At 64.5% G+C, this 17,859-nt stretch carries 17 protein-coding genes; 1 reads left to right on the plus strand and 16 read right to left on the minus strand.

Annotated elements, in window-relative coordinates; genetic code table 11:
• Window positions 1-70: 70 nt before the first annotated feature.
• Window positions 71-1,666 (minus strand): isocitrate lyase, encoded by a 1,596-nt coding sequence (locus tag ACNKU3_RS10195; protein ID WP_418259352.1) that lies wholly within the window; start codon window positions 1,664-1,666, stop codon window positions 71-73.
• Window positions 1,667-1,919: 253 nt separating this feature from the next.
• Between ACNKU3_RS10195 and ACNKU3_RS10200 the strand changes: the two genes are divergently transcribed.
• Window positions 1,920-4,334: a CaiB/BaiF CoA transferase family protein gene (locus ACNKU3_RS10200; RefSeq protein WP_418259353.1), complete on the plus strand. Its 2,415-nt coding sequence runs from the start codon at window positions 1,920-1,922 to the stop codon at window positions 4,332-4,334.
• A gap of 18 nt (window positions 4,335-4,352) precedes the next feature.
• Here ACNKU3_RS10200 and ACNKU3_RS10205 read toward each other — a convergent pair whose 3' ends face one another.
• The 15 genes from ACNKU3_RS10205 to ndk form a co-directional block, all read right to left on the minus strand.
• Complete coding sequence (locus ACNKU3_RS10205) at window positions 4,353-5,594, minus strand: Nramp family divalent metal transporter (protein WP_418259354.1); 1,242 nt, start codon at window positions 5,592-5,594, stop codon at window positions 4,353-4,355.
• Entirely contained in the window at window positions 5,584-6,666 is a 1,083-nt protein-coding gene (locus ACNKU3_RS10210; protein ID WP_418259355.1) for a hypothetical protein, read from the minus strand. Before ACNKU3_RS10210 ends, ACNKU3_RS10205 begins: the two co-directional genes overlap by 11 nt.
• Entirely contained in the window at window positions 6,666-7,520 is an 855-nt protein-coding gene (locus ACNKU3_RS10215) for an ABC transporter ATP-binding protein (protein ID WP_418259356.1), read from the minus strand. Before ACNKU3_RS10215 ends, ACNKU3_RS10210 begins: the two co-directional genes overlap by 1 nt.
• Window positions 7,520-7,885, minus strand: coding sequence for a GntR family transcriptional regulator (locus ACNKU3_RS10220; protein ID WP_418259418.1), 366 nt, complete (start codon window positions 7,883-7,885; stop codon window positions 7,520-7,522). Before ACNKU3_RS10220 ends, ACNKU3_RS10215 begins: the two co-directional genes overlap by 1 nt.
• Before the next feature lie 22 nt (window positions 7,886-7,907).
• Complete coding sequence (locus ACNKU3_RS10225; protein ID WP_418259357.1) at window positions 7,908-8,720, minus strand: head GIN domain-containing protein; 813 nt, start codon at window positions 8,718-8,720, stop codon at window positions 7,908-7,910.
• Between the two features lie 22 nt (window positions 8,721-8,742).
• Window positions 8,743-9,063 carry a hypothetical protein gene (locus ACNKU3_RS10230; protein WP_418259358.1) on the minus strand — a complete coding sequence of 107 codons (321 nt, stop codon included), beginning with the start codon at window positions 9,061-9,063 and terminating at the stop codon, window positions 8,743-8,745.
• Window positions 9,064-9,077: 14 nt separating this feature from the next.
• Window positions 9,078-9,275, minus strand: coding sequence for a hypothetical protein (locus ACNKU3_RS10235; RefSeq protein ID WP_418259359.1), 198 nt, complete (start codon window positions 9,273-9,275; stop codon window positions 9,078-9,080).
• 144 nt (window positions 9,276-9,419) lie between these two features.
• Window positions 9,420-10,826: a ribosome biogenesis GTPase Der gene (gene der, locus ACNKU3_RS10240; RefSeq protein ID WP_418259360.1), complete on the minus strand. Its 1,407-nt coding sequence runs from the start codon at window positions 10,824-10,826 to the stop codon at window positions 9,420-9,422.
• The gene (gene bamB, locus ACNKU3_RS10245; RefSeq protein ID WP_418259419.1) at window positions 10,826-11,992 is read right to left on the minus strand and encodes an outer membrane protein assembly factor BamB; all 1,167 of its coding nucleotides are present in this window, start codon (window positions 11,990-11,992) and stop codon (window positions 10,826-10,828) included. The genes der and bamB overlap by 1 nt, the downstream gene beginning before the upstream one ends.
• Window positions 11,993-12,001: 9 nt before the next feature.
• Window positions 12,002-12,739, minus strand: coding sequence for a YfgM family protein (locus tag ACNKU3_RS10250; RefSeq protein ID WP_418259361.1), 738 nt, complete (start codon window positions 12,737-12,739; stop codon window positions 12,002-12,004).
• Window positions 12,740-12,755: 16 nt separating this feature from the next.
• The gene (gene hisS / locus ACNKU3_RS10255) at window positions 12,756-14,054 is read right to left on the minus strand and encodes a histidine--tRNA ligase (RefSeq protein ID WP_418259362.1); all 1,299 of its coding nucleotides are present in this window, start codon (window positions 14,052-14,054) and stop codon (window positions 12,756-12,758) included.
• Window positions 14,055-14,077: 23 nt separating this feature from the next.
• Window positions 14,078-15,205, minus strand: coding sequence for a flavodoxin-dependent (E)-4-hydroxy-3-methylbut-2-enyl-diphosphate synthase (ispG, locus tag ACNKU3_RS10260; protein WP_418259363.1), 1,128 nt, complete (start codon window positions 15,203-15,205; stop codon window positions 14,078-14,080).
• 48 nt (window positions 15,206-15,253) lie between these two features.
• Window positions 15,254-16,015, minus strand: coding sequence for a type IV pilus biogenesis/stability protein PilW (gene pilW, locus ACNKU3_RS10265; protein ID WP_418259364.1), 762 nt, complete (start codon window positions 16,013-16,015; stop codon window positions 15,254-15,256).
• A 26-nt stretch (window positions 16,016-16,041) separates the two neighbouring features.
• Window positions 16,042-17,199, minus strand: a complete 1,158-nt coding sequence (gene rlmN / locus ACNKU3_RS10270) for a 23S rRNA (adenine(2503)-C(2))-methyltransferase RlmN (protein WP_418259365.1) — start codon at window positions 17,197-17,199, stop codon at window positions 16,042-16,044.
• 8 nt (window positions 17,200-17,207) lie between these two features.
• The gene (gene ndk / locus ACNKU3_RS10275; protein ID WP_418259366.1) at window positions 17,208-17,633 is read right to left on the minus strand and encodes a nucleoside-diphosphate kinase; all 426 of its coding nucleotides are present in this window, start codon (window positions 17,631-17,633) and stop codon (window positions 17,208-17,210) included.
• Between the last annotated feature and the right edge of the window lie 226 nt (window positions 17,634-17,859).

Below are 17,859 nucleotides of genomic sequence, written 5' to 3' on the forward strand. Positions count from 1 at the left end.
GTGGTGCATGCGCCTGATGCAGGCAAAAAAAGGGCGGGGAATACCCGCCCTTTTTCCTGTTACCGGCTGATCAACCGAACTGGTTCATCGTGTTGTCCTTGCCCGCCGCTTTCAGCGCCGCTTCCCCGGCGAAGTACTCCTTGTGGTCGTCGCCCATGTCCGAACCGGCCATGTTCTGGTGCTTGACGCAGGCGATACCCTGGCGGATTTCCTTGCGCTGCACGCCAGCCACGTAGCCCAGCATGCCCTGCTCGCCGAAGTACTCCTTGGCCAGGTTGTCGGTAGACAGGGCCGCGGTGTGGTAGGTCGGCAGGGTGATCAGGTGGTGGAAGATCCCCGCGTCGCGTGCCGCGTCCGCCTGGAAGGTACGGATTCGCTCATCCGCCTCGGCGGCCAGTGCAGTCGCGTCGTACTCTTCGCTCATCAGGTTGCCACGGTTGTAGGCAGAGACATCCTTGCCGGCTTCACTCCAGGCGTCGAAGACCTGCTGGCGGAAGTTGAGGGTCCAGTTGAAGGACGGGCTGTTGTTGTACACCAGCTTGGCGTTGGGCACGACTTCGCGGATACGGTTGACCATGCTGGCGATCTGGCCGACGTGGGGCTTCTCGGTCTCGATCCACAGCAGGTCGGCGCCCTCCTGGAGGGAAGTGATGCAGTCGAGAACCACGCGGTCCTCACCGGTGCCCTTGCGGAACTGGTAGAGGTTGGACGGCAGGCGCTTGGGACGCACCAGCTTGCCGTGGTAGTTGATGATCACATCGCCGTGGTTCATGTCGGCGGCGTCCAGTTCTTCCATGTCGAGGAAGCTGTTGTACTGGTCGCCCAGGTCGCCCACCTCGTGGGTGATGGCGATCTGCTTGGTCAGGCCGGCGCCCAGGGAGTCGGTGCGCGCAACAATGATACCGTCGTCGACACCCAGTTCGAGGAAGGCGTAGCGCACGGCACGAATCTTGGCGAGGAAGTCCTCGTGGGGCACGGTGACCTTGCCGTCCTGGTGGCCGCACTGCTTCTCGTCGGAAACCTGGTTCTCGATCTGGATGGCGCAGGCGCCCGCCTCGATCATTTTCTTCGCCAGCAGGTAGGTCGCTTCGGCGTTGCCGAAACCGGCGTCGATGTCGGCGATGATCGGGACGACGTGGGTCTGGAAGTTGTCGACCTGGTTTTGCAGGTCCTTGGCCTTGACTTCATCGCCCGCGGCGCGCGCGGCGTCGAGAGCGCGGAACAGGCCACCCAGTTCGCGGGCGTCGGCCTGGCGCAGGAAGGTGTAGAGCTCTTCAATCAACGCCGGTACCGAGGTCTTTTCATGCATGCTCTGGTCGGGCAGCGGACCGAACTCGGAACGCAGGGCGGCGATCATCCAGCCGGACAGGTAGAGGTAACGCTTGTCGGTGCTGTTGAAGTGCTTCTTGATGGAAATCAGTTTCTGCTGGCCGATGAAGCCGTGCCAGCAGCCCAGTGACTGGGTGTACTGGGCGCTGTCAGCGTCATACTCAGCCATGTCCTTGCGCATGATGGCCGCGGTGTAACGGGCAATATCCAGCCCGGTGCGGAAACGGTTCTGGGCGCGCATGCGGGCGGCGTACTCGGGGCTGATAGCTTCCCAGGGGCTGCCCTGCTGGTCGCGCAGGCGGGTGATCTCGGCGATATCGTTCTGGTAAAGAGACATGGTCTTGCTCCGTTAAGACTGTGTGACTCGGTGCCCGCGCCGGAAGCAGGTCCCGGCTGGAGTTCGGGGCGAATCATAGAACTGCGACCTGCATAAATGAAATATATGGGAATCATACCTGCTATTCATTTGGGGAATTTAGGGTCGAAATCTTCCAAGGTCCCGTTTTACTTGACCTTTTGCCCAACACTGCGAGGATATGCAGCGACTATAAGTCTCACAAATACTGATAATTAGACTGGGAGTTGTCTGGATGAGTGCACTTTCGGGTATCCGGATCGTCGAACTGAGTGAACGCCCCTGCGGGGAATACTGTGGCAAGTTACTGGCGGATTTCGGCGCGGAGGTGGTGAAAATCGAGCGCCCCGGCCGCGGCAGCCCGACCCGCCAGTTCGGCCCGTTTGCCACCGCGGGCGGCGGAAGCCTGCTGTTCAGCTACCTCAACACCAATAAATCGTCACTGCCGCTGGACCTCGACGACGAGGCCGGCGTCCGGCAACTGCACGCGCTGGTGGCCGCTGCCGATATCGTCATCGACGACCACCCCGGCCAGTGGCTGCGGCAACGCGGGCTGGATGCCGCAACCCTCGCCCGCGACTATCCGTCGCTGGTGTTCTGCCACATCACCCCCTACGGTAGCGAAGCCCCGGAGGCGTGGCTGCCCGCCCACAGCCTGAACGTGTTTCACAGCAGCGGCTGGGGTTACCACACGCCGGGCAACGCCGATGCCGATGAACCGCCCCTGCAGGCCGCCGGGCGCTTCCTGGTGGACTACGAGGCCGGCCTGGACGCGGCGCTGTGCACCGCCGCTGCCCTGCTGCGCCAGCTGGAAAGTGGCACCGGCGAGTTCATAGACATCGCCGAGCGGGATGTGATGGTCTCCCGCGCGGATACCGTGCTGGGGCGCAACCTGGCCGGGGAAGAGCCGCTCTCCGAGCGCCGCGATGCCTTCGAGATGGGCGGTCCCGCCGCCTCCTTCGCGTGCCGCGATGGCTACCTGTTCCTGTTCATGACCACCGCCCAGCACTGGCGCGCGCTCGGCCAGCTGATGGACCAGCCCCGCTGGATGGAGGACTTCCCCGAGGACTGGCTGGAGTTCGGCCTCAGCGACGAGCGGGTGGCCTGCTTTCGCGAGAATTTCGCCCGCTGGATCGCCGACAAGGGCAAGGAGGAAACCTACCAGGAGGCCCAGCGACTGGGCATCCCTTTCGCCCCGCTCAACCACGCCGAGGACGTTCTCCACTCGGTGCAGTTCCGCCACCGCGGGTTTTTCCAGCCGCTGGCGCTGCCCGGTACAGGCGTAGTCGATTTTCCCACCGCACCCTACCGGATGAGCGCAACGCCGGTCGCACTGCGGCATCCGGCGCCCGCGCTGGGGGAGCTGCGCTGCGACCCGTCGGCCTGGCAGCGCGAGCCGGGACGACAGGCCTTGCGGGAAACCGCCGCACCTGGCCGGGATACCTGCTGCCACCGCCGCGGCGGCCCCCTGGCGGGGGTCCGGGTGCTCGAACTGACCAAGGTCTGGGCGGGCCCCTATGCCGGCAAACTGCTGGCCCTGCTCGGTGCGGAGGTAATCAAGGTCGAGAGCGAAAGCAAGCTCGACGAGATGCGCGCCTACGGCGGCACCGACATCAATAGCGCACCCTACTTCCTCTGCCTCAACCCGGAAGTCCTCAGCGTCCAGATCAACATGAAAACCGCCGAGGGCCTCGACCACCTGCGTGCGCTGGTCGCCCGCAGCGACATCGTCCTCGACAACCTGCGCCCCGGCGTCATGGCCGGCATGGGTCTGGACTTCGACAGCCTGCGCGCCATCCGCCCCGACATCGTCGCCGCCTCGATCAAGATGTTCGGCAACGACGGCCCACTGGGCTTCCAGACCGGCTTCGCCCCCTCCTTCGCGGCCCTCGGCGGCCTCTCGCAGATGGTCGGCTACGAGGGCCAGCCGCCCTGCGGTATGAACATGCGCTACGGGGATGCCACCGTCGGTGCGGCGGCGGCCTTTGGCGCGGTGATCGCACTGGTACACGCCCGGCGCAGCGGCGAGGGTCAATTCGTGGATCTCTCTGCCGTCGAAGTGATGTCGAGCATGATCGGCGACAGCCTGCTCGCCTTCGCCGTGTCCGGCGACTTCCCGACCTCGCCCGGGAATTATCACCCGGACATGGCCCCCCACGGCTGCTACCCCTGCCGCGACGGCGCCTGGCTCAGCCTGGCCGTGGACAGCGACGCCGCCTGGAACAGCCTCTGTGCACTGCTCGGTGCACAGGACCTCGCCGCGGAGCCGCAATTCAAGTCCCTCGCCGGCAGGCAGCAGGCGCGCAAGGCCATCGACGCGGCACTCGGGGAGTACACCCGGGAATGGAACGCAGGCGAACTGGCTGGCGCGTTACGCGCCGCAGGCGTGGCCGCCGCTGCGAGCCTGGACACGCGGGCGCTGGTCGGGGAGGACTGGCTGTGGCAGCGCGGCACCTACTGCCAGGTCAGTCACCGCGATGGCCGACAGCGCCCGGTGATCGCCGCCCCCTGGCGACTGCTGCGCCACCCGGTCACTGTCTGCCACGGCGCGCCCGACCTGGGGGAACACAACGGCTACGTTTTCAGGGAATTGCTGGGAATGTCGGATGAGCAACTGGAACAGCAGGTTGCCCTGGGCGTCGTGAAATAGGCGGGAGCTTGCGGGAAACTAGAGCACCCGCAGGACACCGAGGATCTTCACCAGCCCGAGGCCCAAGGTGACCAGCACGACCACCGCCCCGGCGAGGTTGCTGGGCCAGCCGTTGCGATAGCGTCCCAGTGCCGGGGAGCGGTTCATCACCCAGAGCAGGAAAATCGCGCAGACCGGCAGCAGCAGGCCGTTGGCCGCCTGGGCGAACAGGATCGCGGCAATCGGGCTGGTGCCCAGCAGTGCAAACAGCAGCCCGCTGGCGAGGACGGCCATCCATACCGCGCGAAACCGCCGCGACCTGAGCTGCGTTCCCCAGCCCAGCACACCGCAGACCGCATAGGCGGCAGCCAGCGGTGCGGTCACTGCACTGCTCAGCCCCGCGGCAAACAGGCCCACCGCGAAGCAGTAGCGGGCCGCGGGGCCCAGCAGGGGTTCCAGTTGCTGTGCCATGCTCGCGGCGCTGACCGCCGCGCCAGTGCCGTAGAACGCCGCGGCAGCGGTGCCCATCACAGCCAGCGTCACCGCCCCGCCGACCATCACCGACAGGCCCGTATCCTGGCGCGCCGCGCGCAGCGCGGCATCGGTGTCGGCCGCATCACCCCACTTCGCATGGACGGCGCTGGCGTGCAGGAAAAGGTTGTAGGGAACGACCGTGGTCCCGATCAGCGCCAGCACGGTCAGGGTCGCGCCCGCGGGCAGCGTCGGTGTGACGGCCGCGCGCAGCATGTCGCCGAGGTCCGGGGAGAGCATCAGGAACGTGGTAATGAATACCGCGCTCATCGCCAGCACCAGGACAACCAGCGCTTTCTCAATCAGCTGGTAGCGGCCGCTGGCCAGCAACAGCGCGGCGAGAATACCGACCAGCACAATCCACAGGCGGCTGTCCCAGCTGCCGAGCCCCTGCAGGCCGAGCGCTGCGCCGGTCAGGTTGCCCGCCTGGTAGGCCGCGTTGCCAAAACCGACCGCCGCGACCACCAGCGCGATGGCCGGGCCGGCGAGCCAGCTTCCGGAGAGGCTGTCGCGCAGCGCCTGGCCCAGTCCCCGACCGCTCACCAGGCCGACCCGCGCGGCCATCTCCTGCAGCACAATGGTCGCAATCACCGAAAACACCAGGGCCCAGAGCAGGGCGTAACCGAAACTCGCACCGGCCACGCTGGCGGTGGTCACCGTACCCGGGCCGATGAACGCGGCCGCGACCAGCAGCCCGGGGCCGAAACGGCCCCGCCGGGGAGACGGCGCGGGAGACGGCTCAGATTTCAAATCGATAGCGCCGCAACCATACCGCAGCGGCCAGTGTCGCCGCAGCAAATACCAGGCCGAGCAGCAGCCCCAGCCAGTCAAATGCCGCCCAGTAGGCCGCATCGAAGACGAAGTCCGCCTGGCTCTCGCCGCCGACAAACCCGGGCAGGTGACGCTGCACCGCGCCCGCGACCACGACGCTGCCAAACAGCATCAGCTCGCCGATCACCACCACCGCCAGCGGGACTATGGCGACAAACGAAGGAGTGCGCTTCGCCCAGCTCGAGGCGAGCAGCAGCCAGCCGTAGCAGGGAGCGATCCACAGGGCGGTCAGGATCCAGCCGCCCACCTGCTGCACGAACAGCTGCAAGAACTGGATATTGTTGAGGACATCGCCCCAGGGGTCGGCGCCGACCCGCCAGGCCAACAGCATACCCAGCAGGACCAGCACGATCTGCAGGACCATGGAGATGCCGATATAGATCGCCGGCGCCACCAGCATGGCAATCGCGAAACGGGTCAGCACTTCCTCCCATTCGGACACCGGCATCGATTTCCAGAACAGGATGCTGCGGTCCTTGCGGTCGTTGAACAGCGAGCCCAGCAGGTAGTTGACCGAGACGACGACCAGCACCACCAGCAGCACCAGGTGCGGCAGGCCCAGCAGGCGATGCACACCACTGAACTCGGTCTGGTACTGCTCGCTGCTGCTACTGATATCCGGCTTGAAGTGCCATTCCCGGGAGAAGTTCCACTCGTCGTCGGGGATCGGGGCTGGCGGCGCCACCATCTCCAGTTCCCGGTCCTCATCGACGGGCAGCGGCGGCGCGGGCGCATCCGGGACGACGTGGATCACTTCGTCGTCATCGAGGTGGATAGTGATTGCCGGATGGATAGAGTCACCCTGGGTCACCATCATCTCGAACACGCCGTCACCGACGGCCGCCACCCGGGTGCCTATGACAATGGCGACCAGCATCAGGAGCGTGAACAGGCCGGCGACGATCAACGGCGTCCACAGCAGCGAGACGCGGTATTCCTGCAATTCACGCATGACGAGTGTGAAGAGCCGCTGGTTGCGAGTCACTGGCATTAGTTGTCACCTCCCACCATGGCGACGAACAGGTCGGAGATCGACGGCGTGCGCAATTCACCCAGGGGGGCCAGCGTCGACCGCTCGAGCCCTTCGAAGATAATGGCCCGGCCGCCCAGGATGCTGTGCGAACCCAGGTGGGGCAGCGACAGGGCCTTGTCCACCGCCCCGCCGACCGCGTTGAGCTGGACGAAGTTTTCCTCGATATCCTGCATCGAGCGCGACAGTACCAGCTTGCCGCGATTGATGAACATGACATCGGTGAGGATGTGCTGGACTTCATCCACCTGGTGGGTGGAAATCACGATAGTGCGCTCCTCGTCGTAGTAGTCGGTCATCAGTTGCTCGTAAAAGCGCTTACGGAACAGCAGGTCGAGGCCCAGGGTGGGCTCGTCCAGCACCAGCAGGCGGGCGTCGATCGACATCACCAGGGCGAGGTGCAGCTGCACCATCATGCCCTTGGAGAGATCGCGAACCCTGCGCTTCGGCGTGACGTCGGTGGTGCTGAGGAAACGCTCGGCGCGTTGCCGGTCGAACTGCGGGTGAACCCCCTCGGTATAGTCGAGCAATTCGCCGACCCGGGCCCAGCGCGGCAGCACCGCGGTATCGGCGATAAAGCTGACCTCCTGCATCAGCCGTGCCCGCTCGCGCCGCGGCACCAGCCCCAATACCTCGAGATCGCCCTGGTAATCGGCCAGCCCGAGCAGGGAGCGCAGCAGCGTGGTCTTGCCCGCGCCGTTGGGGCCGATCAGTCCCACCACCGCGCCGGCGGGGATGCTGAAATCCACGTGATCGACGGCGAGCAGATCTCCGAAGCGTCGCGTCAGTCCTTTCGCTTCGACAATATTACCCATCAGTCCTCTCCACTATCCTGTTGCACCAGTTCCACCAGTTCCCGCCTGCCAATGCCGAGGACGCTGGCCCGCTGCAGGAATGCCGGCAGTTCCTCCTCGATGAATCGCTGTTTTTCATCACTGGTCAGTGCGTTGCGTGCGCCACCGCGCACGAACATGCCCAGGCCGCGGCGCTTCTCCAGCAGACCCGCATCGACCAGTTCCTGGTAGGCCTTGCCCACGGTGAGGTGGTTGATCTGGTAGTCTGCCGCCACCTGGCGCACCGATGGCACCGCCTCTCCCTCGGGGAAAGTGCCGTCCATGATGCGCCGGGCGACCAGGTCGCGCAGTTGGCGATAGATCGGCTGGCTGTCGTTCCATTCCACGCTCAAGCGGAAATCCCCCGGCTCAGTCGCGACGCTTGAGGTCGCCGGAACCGATGACCGTCTGGTCGATATCCGGCTTGCCAGCGTAGTAGACATCGCCGCTGCCGACGATGGACACTTCGAGCTGACCCACCGCACCGACCCGCACATCGCCGGAACCGATAATCTTGATTTCCGCGACCTCGCCATCCAGCGGCGACAGGTCCGCATCGCCGCCGCCGATGATCTTGATCTCCAGGTCCTTCGCCGCACGGGTCGCACTCTTGATACTGATATCCCCGGAACCGGTAATGGTAGCCTCGACCCGGTTGACAGCGACTTCGCCCAGTGCGATGTCGCCGGAGCCGGAAATCAGCATTTCCAGGTCCCCGAGCTCCGCTTCGGCGAGTTGCACGTTACCGGAGCCCGAGACAAACAGGTTGGCGGAATCCGCGTTCAGGGCGAACAGGCGGACGTCGCCGGACCCGTCGATGCGCACATCGAGATCGTCGACAGTGAAGGGCCGCACATAGACATCGCCGCTGCCCGCAATACGGATTTCCCGCAACTGTGGCACGGTCAGCTTGTATTTCACCCCGGCGAAACTGCTGTCGGGGTATTGCCGGGAAACTCCCAGTACCAGGGTGTCGCCGCGCACATAGAAGGGTTCCTTCTGCAGCGCGTCGTCACTGCCCCTGATCAGCATCTCCGCGCTGTCGCCCTGGCTGATTTCGACCTCGACACCGCCAAAAACCTGCACCTCGTGGACGCCATCCAGCCTGTCCACCTGCAGTGTTCCAGCCTGGGAAGCGACACTTGCCAGCGCAACGCACATCCCGACAATCCACTTCTTCATAGTTGATTCCTTGTTTGAAAGCTCAGGCATCCGCCTCGCCGGCAGACTTGTCACTGCGGCGACGCATGCCCCAGTCCGCCAGCAGGGCGGTGGGTGCGATAAAAGCGGCAGTCAGCAGCCCGGTGCCCAGGACCCCGAACACCGCGCGCAGCGAGAACAGGCGCTCTACCTGGGGCGCTACCATGGACGCGGAGAGATAGGCCGATTCCCCGCCCAGCCGGCCGAAGCTGCCAAAGCACTCGACCACCTGTGCCAGCAGTTGCTCCACGACGATGGGAGAACCCGTCGCCGCCTGCCCCGCCACGGGGGCACCGAGCAGCAGGCACACTACCGCGAACCTCATGACTCCAGCCACCGTCACAGCCTCCACGCCGTCCCGTGGGGCGACACCAGTGAAAGCAATTCAACCAGTCCCGCTGCCGGCACCAGGCACCACAGGGCCGAAAGTCCCAGCCCCAGAACGCCGAGCATCAGGCAAAGCACGAACAGGCCCACATGCACCACGACACGATCACTGCGATGAAACAGCACCTGTCTTCTCGGTTTGATGTACATTGTCCCTACCCTGTTGATCTAGTGTTATACATAACTATAACACCATATCCAAAGAGCGCAAGCAATCCCCGGGAAATATTTTATTTCCCCTTAAAATCAGAGAGTTAAAATTAAATCGCGGACCCCTGCCGGCGCCCGCAGGTGTTATTTCTTCTTGTTCTTCTTCACGTGGGCCATCATGCGCCGTTTGCGCTGTACCTGGCGCTGGGTGAGCTTGTTGCGTTTCTCGGCGTAGGGGTTTTCCGACGTCCGGAACTCGATACGCACGGGAGTGCCGCTGAGCTTGAGCTCGCGGCGGAAGGTCTTTTCCAGGTAGCGATGGTAACTGGCCGGCACCTTGCCGGTCTGGTTGCCGTGGATGATGATCAGCGGCGGGTTCTGGCCTCCGGCGTGGGCATAGCGCAGCTTGATCCGCCGGCCATTGGACATCGGCGGCGCATGTTCCGCCACCGCGCCCTCAAGGATGCGGGTCAGCAGGTTGGTGGAGAGCTTGCGGGTTGCCGCCTGGTAAGCGGCATCGATCGACTTGTACAGGTTGCCGACGCCACTGCCGTGAAGGGCGGAAATAAAGTGCAGGTCCGCGTAGTCGGCGAATACCAGGCGCCGCTCCAGTTCGCTGCGAATCCAGTCCCGCTGGTCCGGTTGCAACCCGTCCCACTTGTTTACCGCGATAACCAGCGCCCGGCCGGCCTCCACACAGTGACCCAGCAGGTGCAGGTCCTGGTCGACCAGGCCCTCGTGGGCATCCATCACCAGTATCACGACGTTGGCGTCGTCAATCGCCTTCAGGGTTTTGACGATGGAGAACTTCTCCACCGTCTCCTTGACGTTTTTGCGCCGGCGCACACCCGCCGTATCGATCAGGGTGTATTCGCGCCCGTCGCGCTGGTAATCGATATAGATGCTGTCGCGGGTGGTGCCGGGCTGGTCGTAGACCACCACCCGTTCCTCGCCCAGCAGGCGGTTCACCAGGGTGGACTTGCCGACATTCGGCCGCCCGACGATTGCCACCCGGGTGCTGGCGAAGCGGTCCTTCTGCTCCTCCTCGTCACTCTCGGGGAGCGGGAACGCGGCGAGCACGCTGTCGATCATCGCGCGGACGCCGCGGCCGTGGCTGGCGGCAATGGCGAACATCGAATCGACGCCCAGGGAGTAGAAATCCCCCAGTGCCAGGGTTTCGTCGATGCCGTCGATCTTGTTCACCACCAGGTGAAAGGACTTGTTGCGCTGGCGCAGGTGCCGGGCGAGCGCCGCGTCCGTGGCGCTCAGGCCGTCCCGCGCATCCACCATGAACAGGACGGCATCGGCTTCCTCGATGGCTTGCAGGGACTGCCCCGCCATCTGCGAATCGATGCCCTCCTCCTCGCCGCTGATACCGCCGGTGTCGATGACCACGAAGGGGCGTTCGCCGATGCGCGCCTCGCCGTACTTGCGGTCCCGGGTCAGGCCGGGGTAGTCCGCAACCAGGGCGTCGCGACTGCGGGTAAGCTGGTTGAACAGTGTGGACTTGCCGACATTGGGGCGCCCTACCAGGGCGATAACCGGTAGCATCAGTTGCGTGCGCTGACCTCGTAAGCCGCCAACGTGCCCTTGTTGGTGAACACGTAGAGTACATTGCCGTCGGAGAGCATGTCGGCACGGGCGCCGTCGCCGCCGATGTGGTCCCTGCCGACGAATTCACCGTCCACCTGGGAGACCAGGTGCAGGTAACCGTCAAAATCCACCACCGCCACGTAACTGCTCACCGGCGTGGGCCGGGAGAGGCCGCGATAGGCCAGGGCGCCCTGCTGCCAGCGCAGGCCCTGTCCGTTGCGGTAGAACGCGTTCAGGGTACCATCCTCGTCGGCCACATAGACATTGTTGAAGCCCTGGGAAACTCCGGACCAGGAGGAGATGTCCTTCTGCCAGGTGCGCCGCCCGGAAGCCACGTCGATAGCCACCAGCCTGCCGTGGTAGCTGGCGGCAAACAGTTCGCTGCCGACCAGCGCCATACTGCCGTCGATATCCACCATGCGGTCGATTTCCGAGCGGCCCTGGGGTATCGCCACCCGGGCTTCCCACAGAATGCCGCCACTGTCGATATCAAAGGCGACCACCCGGCCGTTGGCAAAGCCCGCGTAGACCGCATCGCCGTTGATGACCGGCGTGCTGGTGCCGCGAATGGTCAGCACCGGTACATCGCTGTCGTAAGTCCACAGGCGTTCGCCGCTGTCGAAGTCCAGACCCTGCAGTTTGCCGTCGTAGGTCTGCACCACGACCACCCGGCCGTTGCTCTGCGGCGGGGCCAGGACTTCACCGTGCAGGCGCGCGCTCCAGAGGATGTCGCCGCCGTCTGCGGACAGCTTCAGCACCGTGCCATCGCTGCTGCCGACAAACAGCGCATCGCCGGAGACACCGACGCCACCGGACAGCGACATGTCGAGGTCGGCGTCCCAGAGCTTTTTCCCGCGCTCCCGGCTGATGGCGTAGACCTCACCGTCGGTGGAGGCCGCGTAGATCCGGTCGCCGTCGATTACCGGTTGCAGCTTGTACAGGCCATCGCCCTGGCCATCGCCAATACCGACCGACCAGAGTTTGCGAATCTTGACTGTCTCGTCGATGTCGACCAGTTCCGCCGGGGCGGTGGGGTCTTCGTCGTCGCTGCTGAACCAGCCGCCGATGGTGCTACAGGCCGCAAGCTGGCTGAGCAGCACCAGGCCGAGAAAAACGCGGAGCATCTGCTTCACTCAGGGCTCCTCCGCGCTGCTGGATTCGCCATCGGCCGCCGGAGACTCTGCGGGGAGCGCTGCCTCCATACCGCCAGTCACAGACACCGGCTGCGGCGGCTCGGGGCTCAGGGCCTGCAGCTTCTCCTGCAGCAGCGCGGTATTCACCGGCTCACCACCAGCGGAAGAGAGCATCAGGGCGCTGCTATAGGCCTCTTTCGCCGCGGCCTTGTCGCCCTGCTGCATCAGGATGTCGCCGCGCACCGCCTGGTAGGCGGCCTGGAAACTGCCGGGGCTGGTGCTGTCGAGTATGCCCAGCGCGCCCTCGGCGTCACCCCGCGCTGCCACCACACGGGCCAGCCGGAGCTGGGCGACACGGTAGACTTCACTGTCCTTGTCCGCCTTGTCGGCAGCCCAGCGCAATTCGGATTCCGCCGCCACCAGGTCGCCGCCCTCGACCGCGGCACGGGCCAGGTGCAGGGCCGCAAACTGCGCGTAGGTTGAACCGGCGTAGTCGGTCTTGATCTGGTTGGCGAGTTCGTCGGCACCGGCGACGTCCGCCTGGGAATACTTCTGCAACATGCCCTGGTAGGCGTTGGAGGCCGCCTGGGCCTTCTCTATTCCATACTTCTGCCAGCCCTGCCAACCGAAGCCCACGGCCAGCGCGAAAATGATGGCAGTGATGGTCGAGCGGCCGTTTTCGACCCACCAGCGCTTGAGCGCCTCGACCTGCTCCTCTTCGGTACGATAAGTTTCCACTTCGCTGTATTCCTCTTTATTGATTCCCGTCCGCCAGCAAGCCGGCCAGCGTCTGCGCCAGCTCGGCTGCGGCGACCGTCAGTTGCCCCGGCCGGCCTTCTGCGCTGTCGTCGCGCAGGTGTTTCAGCGTAACGTTGCCGGCGGCAACTTCATCCTCACCCCAGATCAGCGCGATTCGCGCGCCACTGCGGTCGGCTTTTTTCATCTGGCTTTTAAAACTGCCGCCGCCAGCGTGCTGCACGATTCTGAGGCCCGGGAAGAGCTCGCGCAAGTTTTCCCCGGCCACCAGCGCGGCGCACTCCGCGGCGGGACCGAAACTGACCAGGTAGATATCCGCTTCCGGCGGCGCGGGCGGCTGCACACCCACCGCTTCCAGCAACAGGGTGAGGCGCTCCACCCCCATCGCGAAGCCGACGCCGGGCACCGGTTTACCGCCCAGCTGCTCCACCAGGCCATCGTAGCGGCCGCCGGCACAGACCGTGCCCTGGGCGCCAAGGCTCTCGGTGACCCACTCGAACACCGTGTTGTTGTAGTAGTCGAGTCCACGCACCAGCCGCGGATTCACCCTGTAACTGACGCCAGCGGCGTCCAGCAGTTCCCGCAGGCGGGCAAAGTCCGCCGCGGAGCTCTCGTCGAGGTAGTCCGCCAGCGACGGCGCCCCGTCCAGCAGCGACTGGGTCTGGGGGTTCTTGCTGTCGAGTATACGCAGGGGATTGCTGTCCATGCGGCGCTGGCTGTCCTCGTCCAGCTCGTCGAAGCGCGCCCGCAGATAGCCCACCAGGGCTTCGCGGTAGGCGCTGCGGGACTGCGAGCTGCCAATGGAGTTGAGCTCCAGCCGCACGTTGTCGGCGATGCCGAGGCGCTGCCAGAGGCGCGCGCTCATCAGGATGACCTCGGCGTCCATATCCGGCGTCGCGATGCCGAAGGACTCCACGCCAATCTGGTGGAACTGCCGCTGGCGGCCCTTCTGCGGACGCTCGTAGCGGAACATCGGGCCGCAATACCACAGGCGCCGCGGGGTGTTCAGCAGGCCGTTCTGGATGGCTGCGCGCACGCAGCCCGCGGTGCCCTCGGGCCGCAGGGTCAGGCTCTCGCCGTTGCGGTCGGGAAACGTGTACATTTCCTTTTCGACGATATCGGTGACTTCACCGATCGAGCGCTTGAACAGGTCGGTCTGTTCGACGATGGGCATGCGGATTTCGCCGTAGCCGTAACTGCCCAGCACGCTGGCGACGGTGCTTTCCAGGTAGCGCCAGGTCACTGTCTCATCCGGCAGGATGTCGTTCATCCCGCGGATTGCTCGAATCTCGCTCACAATTTCTCCACAGTCCGGCGCGTTCAGGCCTTTTTCAGGATGATGTTCTCGTCATCCCGGGCGCGCTGCTCCTCGAGCCGCGCCGCTTTTTCGCGAATCAACTGCTCGAGGTGATCGATAAAATCTTCGTTGCTGATCTTGTGGTCGGGTTTGCCGTCCACGTAAATCAGGTTGTTGGGCGTCGCCCCGGTCATGCCGATATCGGCTTCGCGCGCCTCGCCCGGCCCGTTGACCACACAGCCGATGACCGCCACGTCCATCGGCGTGCGAATATCCTCCAGCCGCTGCTCGAGGAGGTTCATGGCGCCGATCACGTCAAAATTCTGCCGCGAGCAGCTCGGGCAGGCGATGAAGTTGATGCCATTGGTGCGCAGCTTGAGGCTCTTGAGGATCTCGAAGCCGACCTTGACCTCCTCGACGGGATCAGCGGCGAGGGAGATGCGGATGGTGTCGCCGATGCCATCCATCAACAGCATACCCAGTCCCACGGCGGACTTGACCGTACCGCCGCGCAGGCCGCCAGCCTCGGTGATACCCAGGTGCAGCGGCTGCTCGATCTGCGTCGCCAGCAGGCGGTAGGCTTCCACGGCCATGAACACCTCGGAGGCTTTCACGCTGACCTTGAAGTCCTGGAAATCGTGCTTGTCGAGAATGTCGACGTGGCGCAGGGCGGATTCAACCAGGGCCTCAGCCGTCGGCTCACCGTACTTGCGCTGCAGTTCCTTGCCCAACGAGCCGGCGTTGACCCCGATGCGGATGGGGATGCCCTTGTCGCGGGCACTGGCGATGACTTCGCGGACCTTTTCGTCGCGGCCGATGTTGCCGGGGTTGATGCGCAGGCAATCCACGCCGTATTCGGCCACTTTCAGGGCGATGCGGTGGTCGAAGTGAATATCCGCCACCAGCGGCACCTCGACCCGCGCGCGGATGGCCCGGAAAGCCTCCGCAGCCTCCATGCTCGGCACCGAGACACGGACGATATCGCCGCCGGCATCGGCAATCGCCTGTACCTGCGCGACGGTCGCATCGACGTCACAGGTATCGGTATTGGTCATGCTCTGCACGCTGATGGGCGCATCGCCGCCCACCGCCACATTGCCTACGTGGATTTGCCGAGATTTGCGTCGTTTGATCGGGGATTCAGTTTTCATGGTCTACCAACCGGCATGGCGCCACCGGGGGCGTGCCTGGAAGTCTCGTCACTTGTCCCGCTGGTAAGCGGCGTATTCCGCGGAATCGGGGTACAGGTTGGACAGCGCCAGGCCGTAACTTGCTTCCGCGTCCGGGTCATCGGTAGCGCGCGCCAGGCGCACGCCCAGCCACAGGCCGCGGGCGGACTGCTGGCGCACCGCGGTACGGTAGGTGCCATAGTAGCGCCCTGAGGTCGCGTAATCGCCCGCATCGTAGCGCAGCTGCGCCAGTTCCAGCAGGGCAATCGGGTTGCCGCGATCCATGGTCAGCGCCCGCTGGAAGGCCTCCTCGGCACCCGGGCGGTCAAACAGTTGCTCGCGGCACAGGCCGAGGTTCACGAATGCCTGTGGCCGGGCCTTGTAAAGTGTGTCCTTGACCACGTACTCCAGTTGTTCCTCGGCCTCGGCGTAGCGCTCCTGGGAATAGAGGAACGCCGCGTAATTGTTGCGCGCGCGGGAAAAATTGCGATCGAGGCGGATGGCGTCCTTGTAGCTTTTCTCGGCGAGCTCGAATTCGCCGGTGCTCTGGTAGACCAGCGCAAACGCCTCGTGCACCTCGGCGTTGTCCGGGTTCATGTCGTAGGCCATCTGCAGGTTGCGCTTGGCGTTATCCCAGTTGCCCTCGCCAATGTACTTGCGCGCCAGTTCCACCCGCAGCTCCAGGGCTTCCGTGGGATCCGCCTTGTCGGTGAAGCCGCCCTCGGTCGTGGTGACACAACCGGCCAGCAGCAGCCCGAGGAATACCAGGAATACTGTTCCTGCAAATTTCATGTTCCGTCCCTGCACCAAAGCTGCCATCACCCCACCCTGTTTTCGTCTTGTTGTGCCGCGTCGCGGTAGCGCTGGCTGCGCCGGGTGCGATCCACCACCTGGCCGACCAGCTGGCCGCAGGCGGCGTCGATATCATCCCCGCGCGTGGTGCGCACGGTGACAATATATCCCGCATCCACCAGCACTTGCCAGAAACGCGACACCGCATTGCCACTGGGGCGGCAGTAATCCGACTGCGGGAAGGGGTTGAAAGGGATCAGGTTGATCTTGCAGGGGAAACCCTTGAGCAGCGCCGCCAGTTCGCGGGCGTGCTCGAGCTGGTCGTTGACCCCGGCGATCAGGGTGTATTCGACGGTCACAACGCGCTTGGTGTCCTTCTGCGCATCGATGTAATTGCGGCAGCTCTCCAGCAGGCGGGCGATCGGGTACTTGCGGTTGATCGGCACCAGTTCGTTGCGCAGGGCGTCATTCGGGGCGTGCAGCGACACCGCGAGCGATACCTCGCTGACTTTCGCCAGTTCATCCAGGGCAGGCACGACACCCGAGGTACTGAGGGTAACCCGGCGCTTGGAGATGCCGTAGGCGTTGTCCTCCATCATCAGGTCCATGGCCGCAACCACGTTGTCGAAGTTGAGCAGCGGCTCGCCCATGCCCATCATCACCACGTTGGTCACCACCCGGCCCTTGCCGGACTGGAAGCCGTTGTAGGATTTGATCGCCAGCCACACCTGGCCGATGATCTCCGCGGCGCTCAGGTCGCGCTGGAAGCCCTGCTTGCCGGTGGAACAGAAACTGCAGTCGAGGCTGCAACCCACCTGGGAGGATACGCAGAGCGTGGCGCGGCTGCCGTCGGGAATCAGGACCGTTTCCACCAGGCCGCCGCCGTCTACGCGGATCGCCCACTTGCGGGTGCCGTCGGTGGAGTCGGACTGGCTGACGATTTCCGGCGGGCGAATCTCGGCGCTGGCGGCGAGTTTTTCCCGCAGCGCCTTGCCGAGATTGCTCATCTGCTCAAAATCGGTCACGCCGTGATGGTGAATCCACTTCAGCACCTGCTGGGCACGGAACTTCTTCTCCCCCAGTTCGAGAAAGAAAGCCTCCATGGCGGCCAGCGGCAGTCCGAGCAGGTTGACCCTGTCGGCCTGCCCGGGGTTACTGGCAGAAGTGGCGATCACGGCGCTCACGACGGTTCTCAGCGCTCGCAGATCTCGCTGGCAGCGAAGAAATAGGCGATTTCGCGGGCAGCGGATTCAGGGGAGTCGGAACCGTGTACGGCATTGGCGTCGATGCTGGAAGCGAAATCGGCGCGGATGGTGCCCTCGGCGGCTTCCTTGGGGTTGGTTGCGCCCATCAGTTCACGGTTCTTGGCGATGGCGTTCTCGCCTTCCAGCACCTGGACCACAACCGGGCCGGAGGTCATGAATTCCACCAGGTCCTTGAAGAAGGGACGCTCGCGGTGCTCGGCGTAGAAACCGCCGGCGACCACGTCGGACAGGCGCAGCATCTTCGCGGCGACGATCTGCAGGCCGTTGCTCTCGAAACGGGAGTAGATTTTGCCGATGATGTTCTTGCCGACGGCGTCAGGCTTGATAATGGACAGGGTGCGTTCAACTGCCATGGGGACTTCTCCAGGATGTCATTTTTCAGGGTGTGCGCGTCAAATTGGTACCGTGTGTAGCCACGGCTTGCGGGAGCGCGGTTAAAAGCCGCGCAATTATACGGATTTTGGGCCGCCGTTTCACCCTGCCGGGGTGCTTTTGGGACCTTCCGATTCTGTGAAAAAACAACAGCTTAAGACTGTGAAATAGCCGGTCTCAGGCCACCAGCCAGAGCGGCGCGTGGCG

Origin of the sequence: Haliea sp. E17 (assembly GCF_048323675.1) — a bacterium.
GTDB lineage: Bacteria > Pseudomonadota > Gammaproteobacteria > Pseudomonadales > Halieaceae > Mangrovimicrobium.

What these genes read in the sequence shown, in the direction of transcription:
- ispG (WP_418259363.1), bottom strand. Translation starts at nt 15,205, where the DNA reads ATGAAAACTGAATCCCCGATCAAACGACGCAAATCTCGGCAAATCCAC.
- ACNKU3_RS10210 (WP_418259355.1), bottom strand. Translation starts at nt 6,666, where the DNA reads ATGCCAGTGACTCGCAACCAGCGGCTCTTCACACTCGTCATGCGTGAA.
- ACNKU3_RS10235 (WP_418259359.1), bottom strand. Translation starts at nt 9,275, where the DNA reads ATGTACATCAAACCGAGAAGACAGGTGCTGTTTCATCGCAGTGATCGT.
- ACNKU3_RS10195 (WP_418259352.1), bottom strand. Translation starts at nt 1,666, where the DNA reads ATGTCTCTTTACCAGAACGATATCGCCGAGATCACCCGCCTGCGCGAC.
- der (WP_418259360.1), bottom strand. Translation starts at nt 10,826, where the DNA reads ATGCTACCGGTTATCGCCCTGGTAGGGCGCCCCAATGTCGGCAAGTCC.
- ACNKU3_RS10215 (WP_418259356.1), bottom strand. Translation starts at nt 7,520, where the DNA reads ATGGGTAATATTGTCGAAGCGAAAGGACTGACGCGACGCTTCGGAGAT.
- ACNKU3_RS10230 (WP_418259358.1), bottom strand. Translation starts at nt 9,063, where the DNA reads ATGAGGTTCGCGGTAGTGTGCCTGCTGCTCGGTGCCCCCGTGGCGGGG.
- pilW (WP_418259364.1), bottom strand. Translation starts at nt 16,015, where the DNA reads ATGAAATTTGCAGGAACAGTATTCCTGGTATTCCTCGGGCTGCTGCTG.
- ACNKU3_RS10200 (WP_418259353.1), top strand. Translation starts at nt 1,920, where the DNA reads ATGAGTGCACTTTCGGGTATCCGGATCGTCGAACTGAGTGAACGCCCC.
- bamB (WP_418259419.1), bottom strand. Translation starts at nt 11,992, where the DNA reads ATGCTCCGCGTTTTTCTCGGCCTGGTGCTGCTCAGCCAGCTTGCGGCC.
- ndk (WP_418259366.1), bottom strand. Translation starts at nt 17,633, where the DNA reads ATGGCAGTTGAACGCACCCTGTCCATTATCAAGCCTGACGCCGTCGGC.
- ACNKU3_RS10225 (WP_418259357.1), bottom strand. Translation starts at nt 8,720, where the DNA reads ATGAAGAAGTGGATTGTCGGGATGTGCGTTGCGCTGGCAAGTGTCGCT.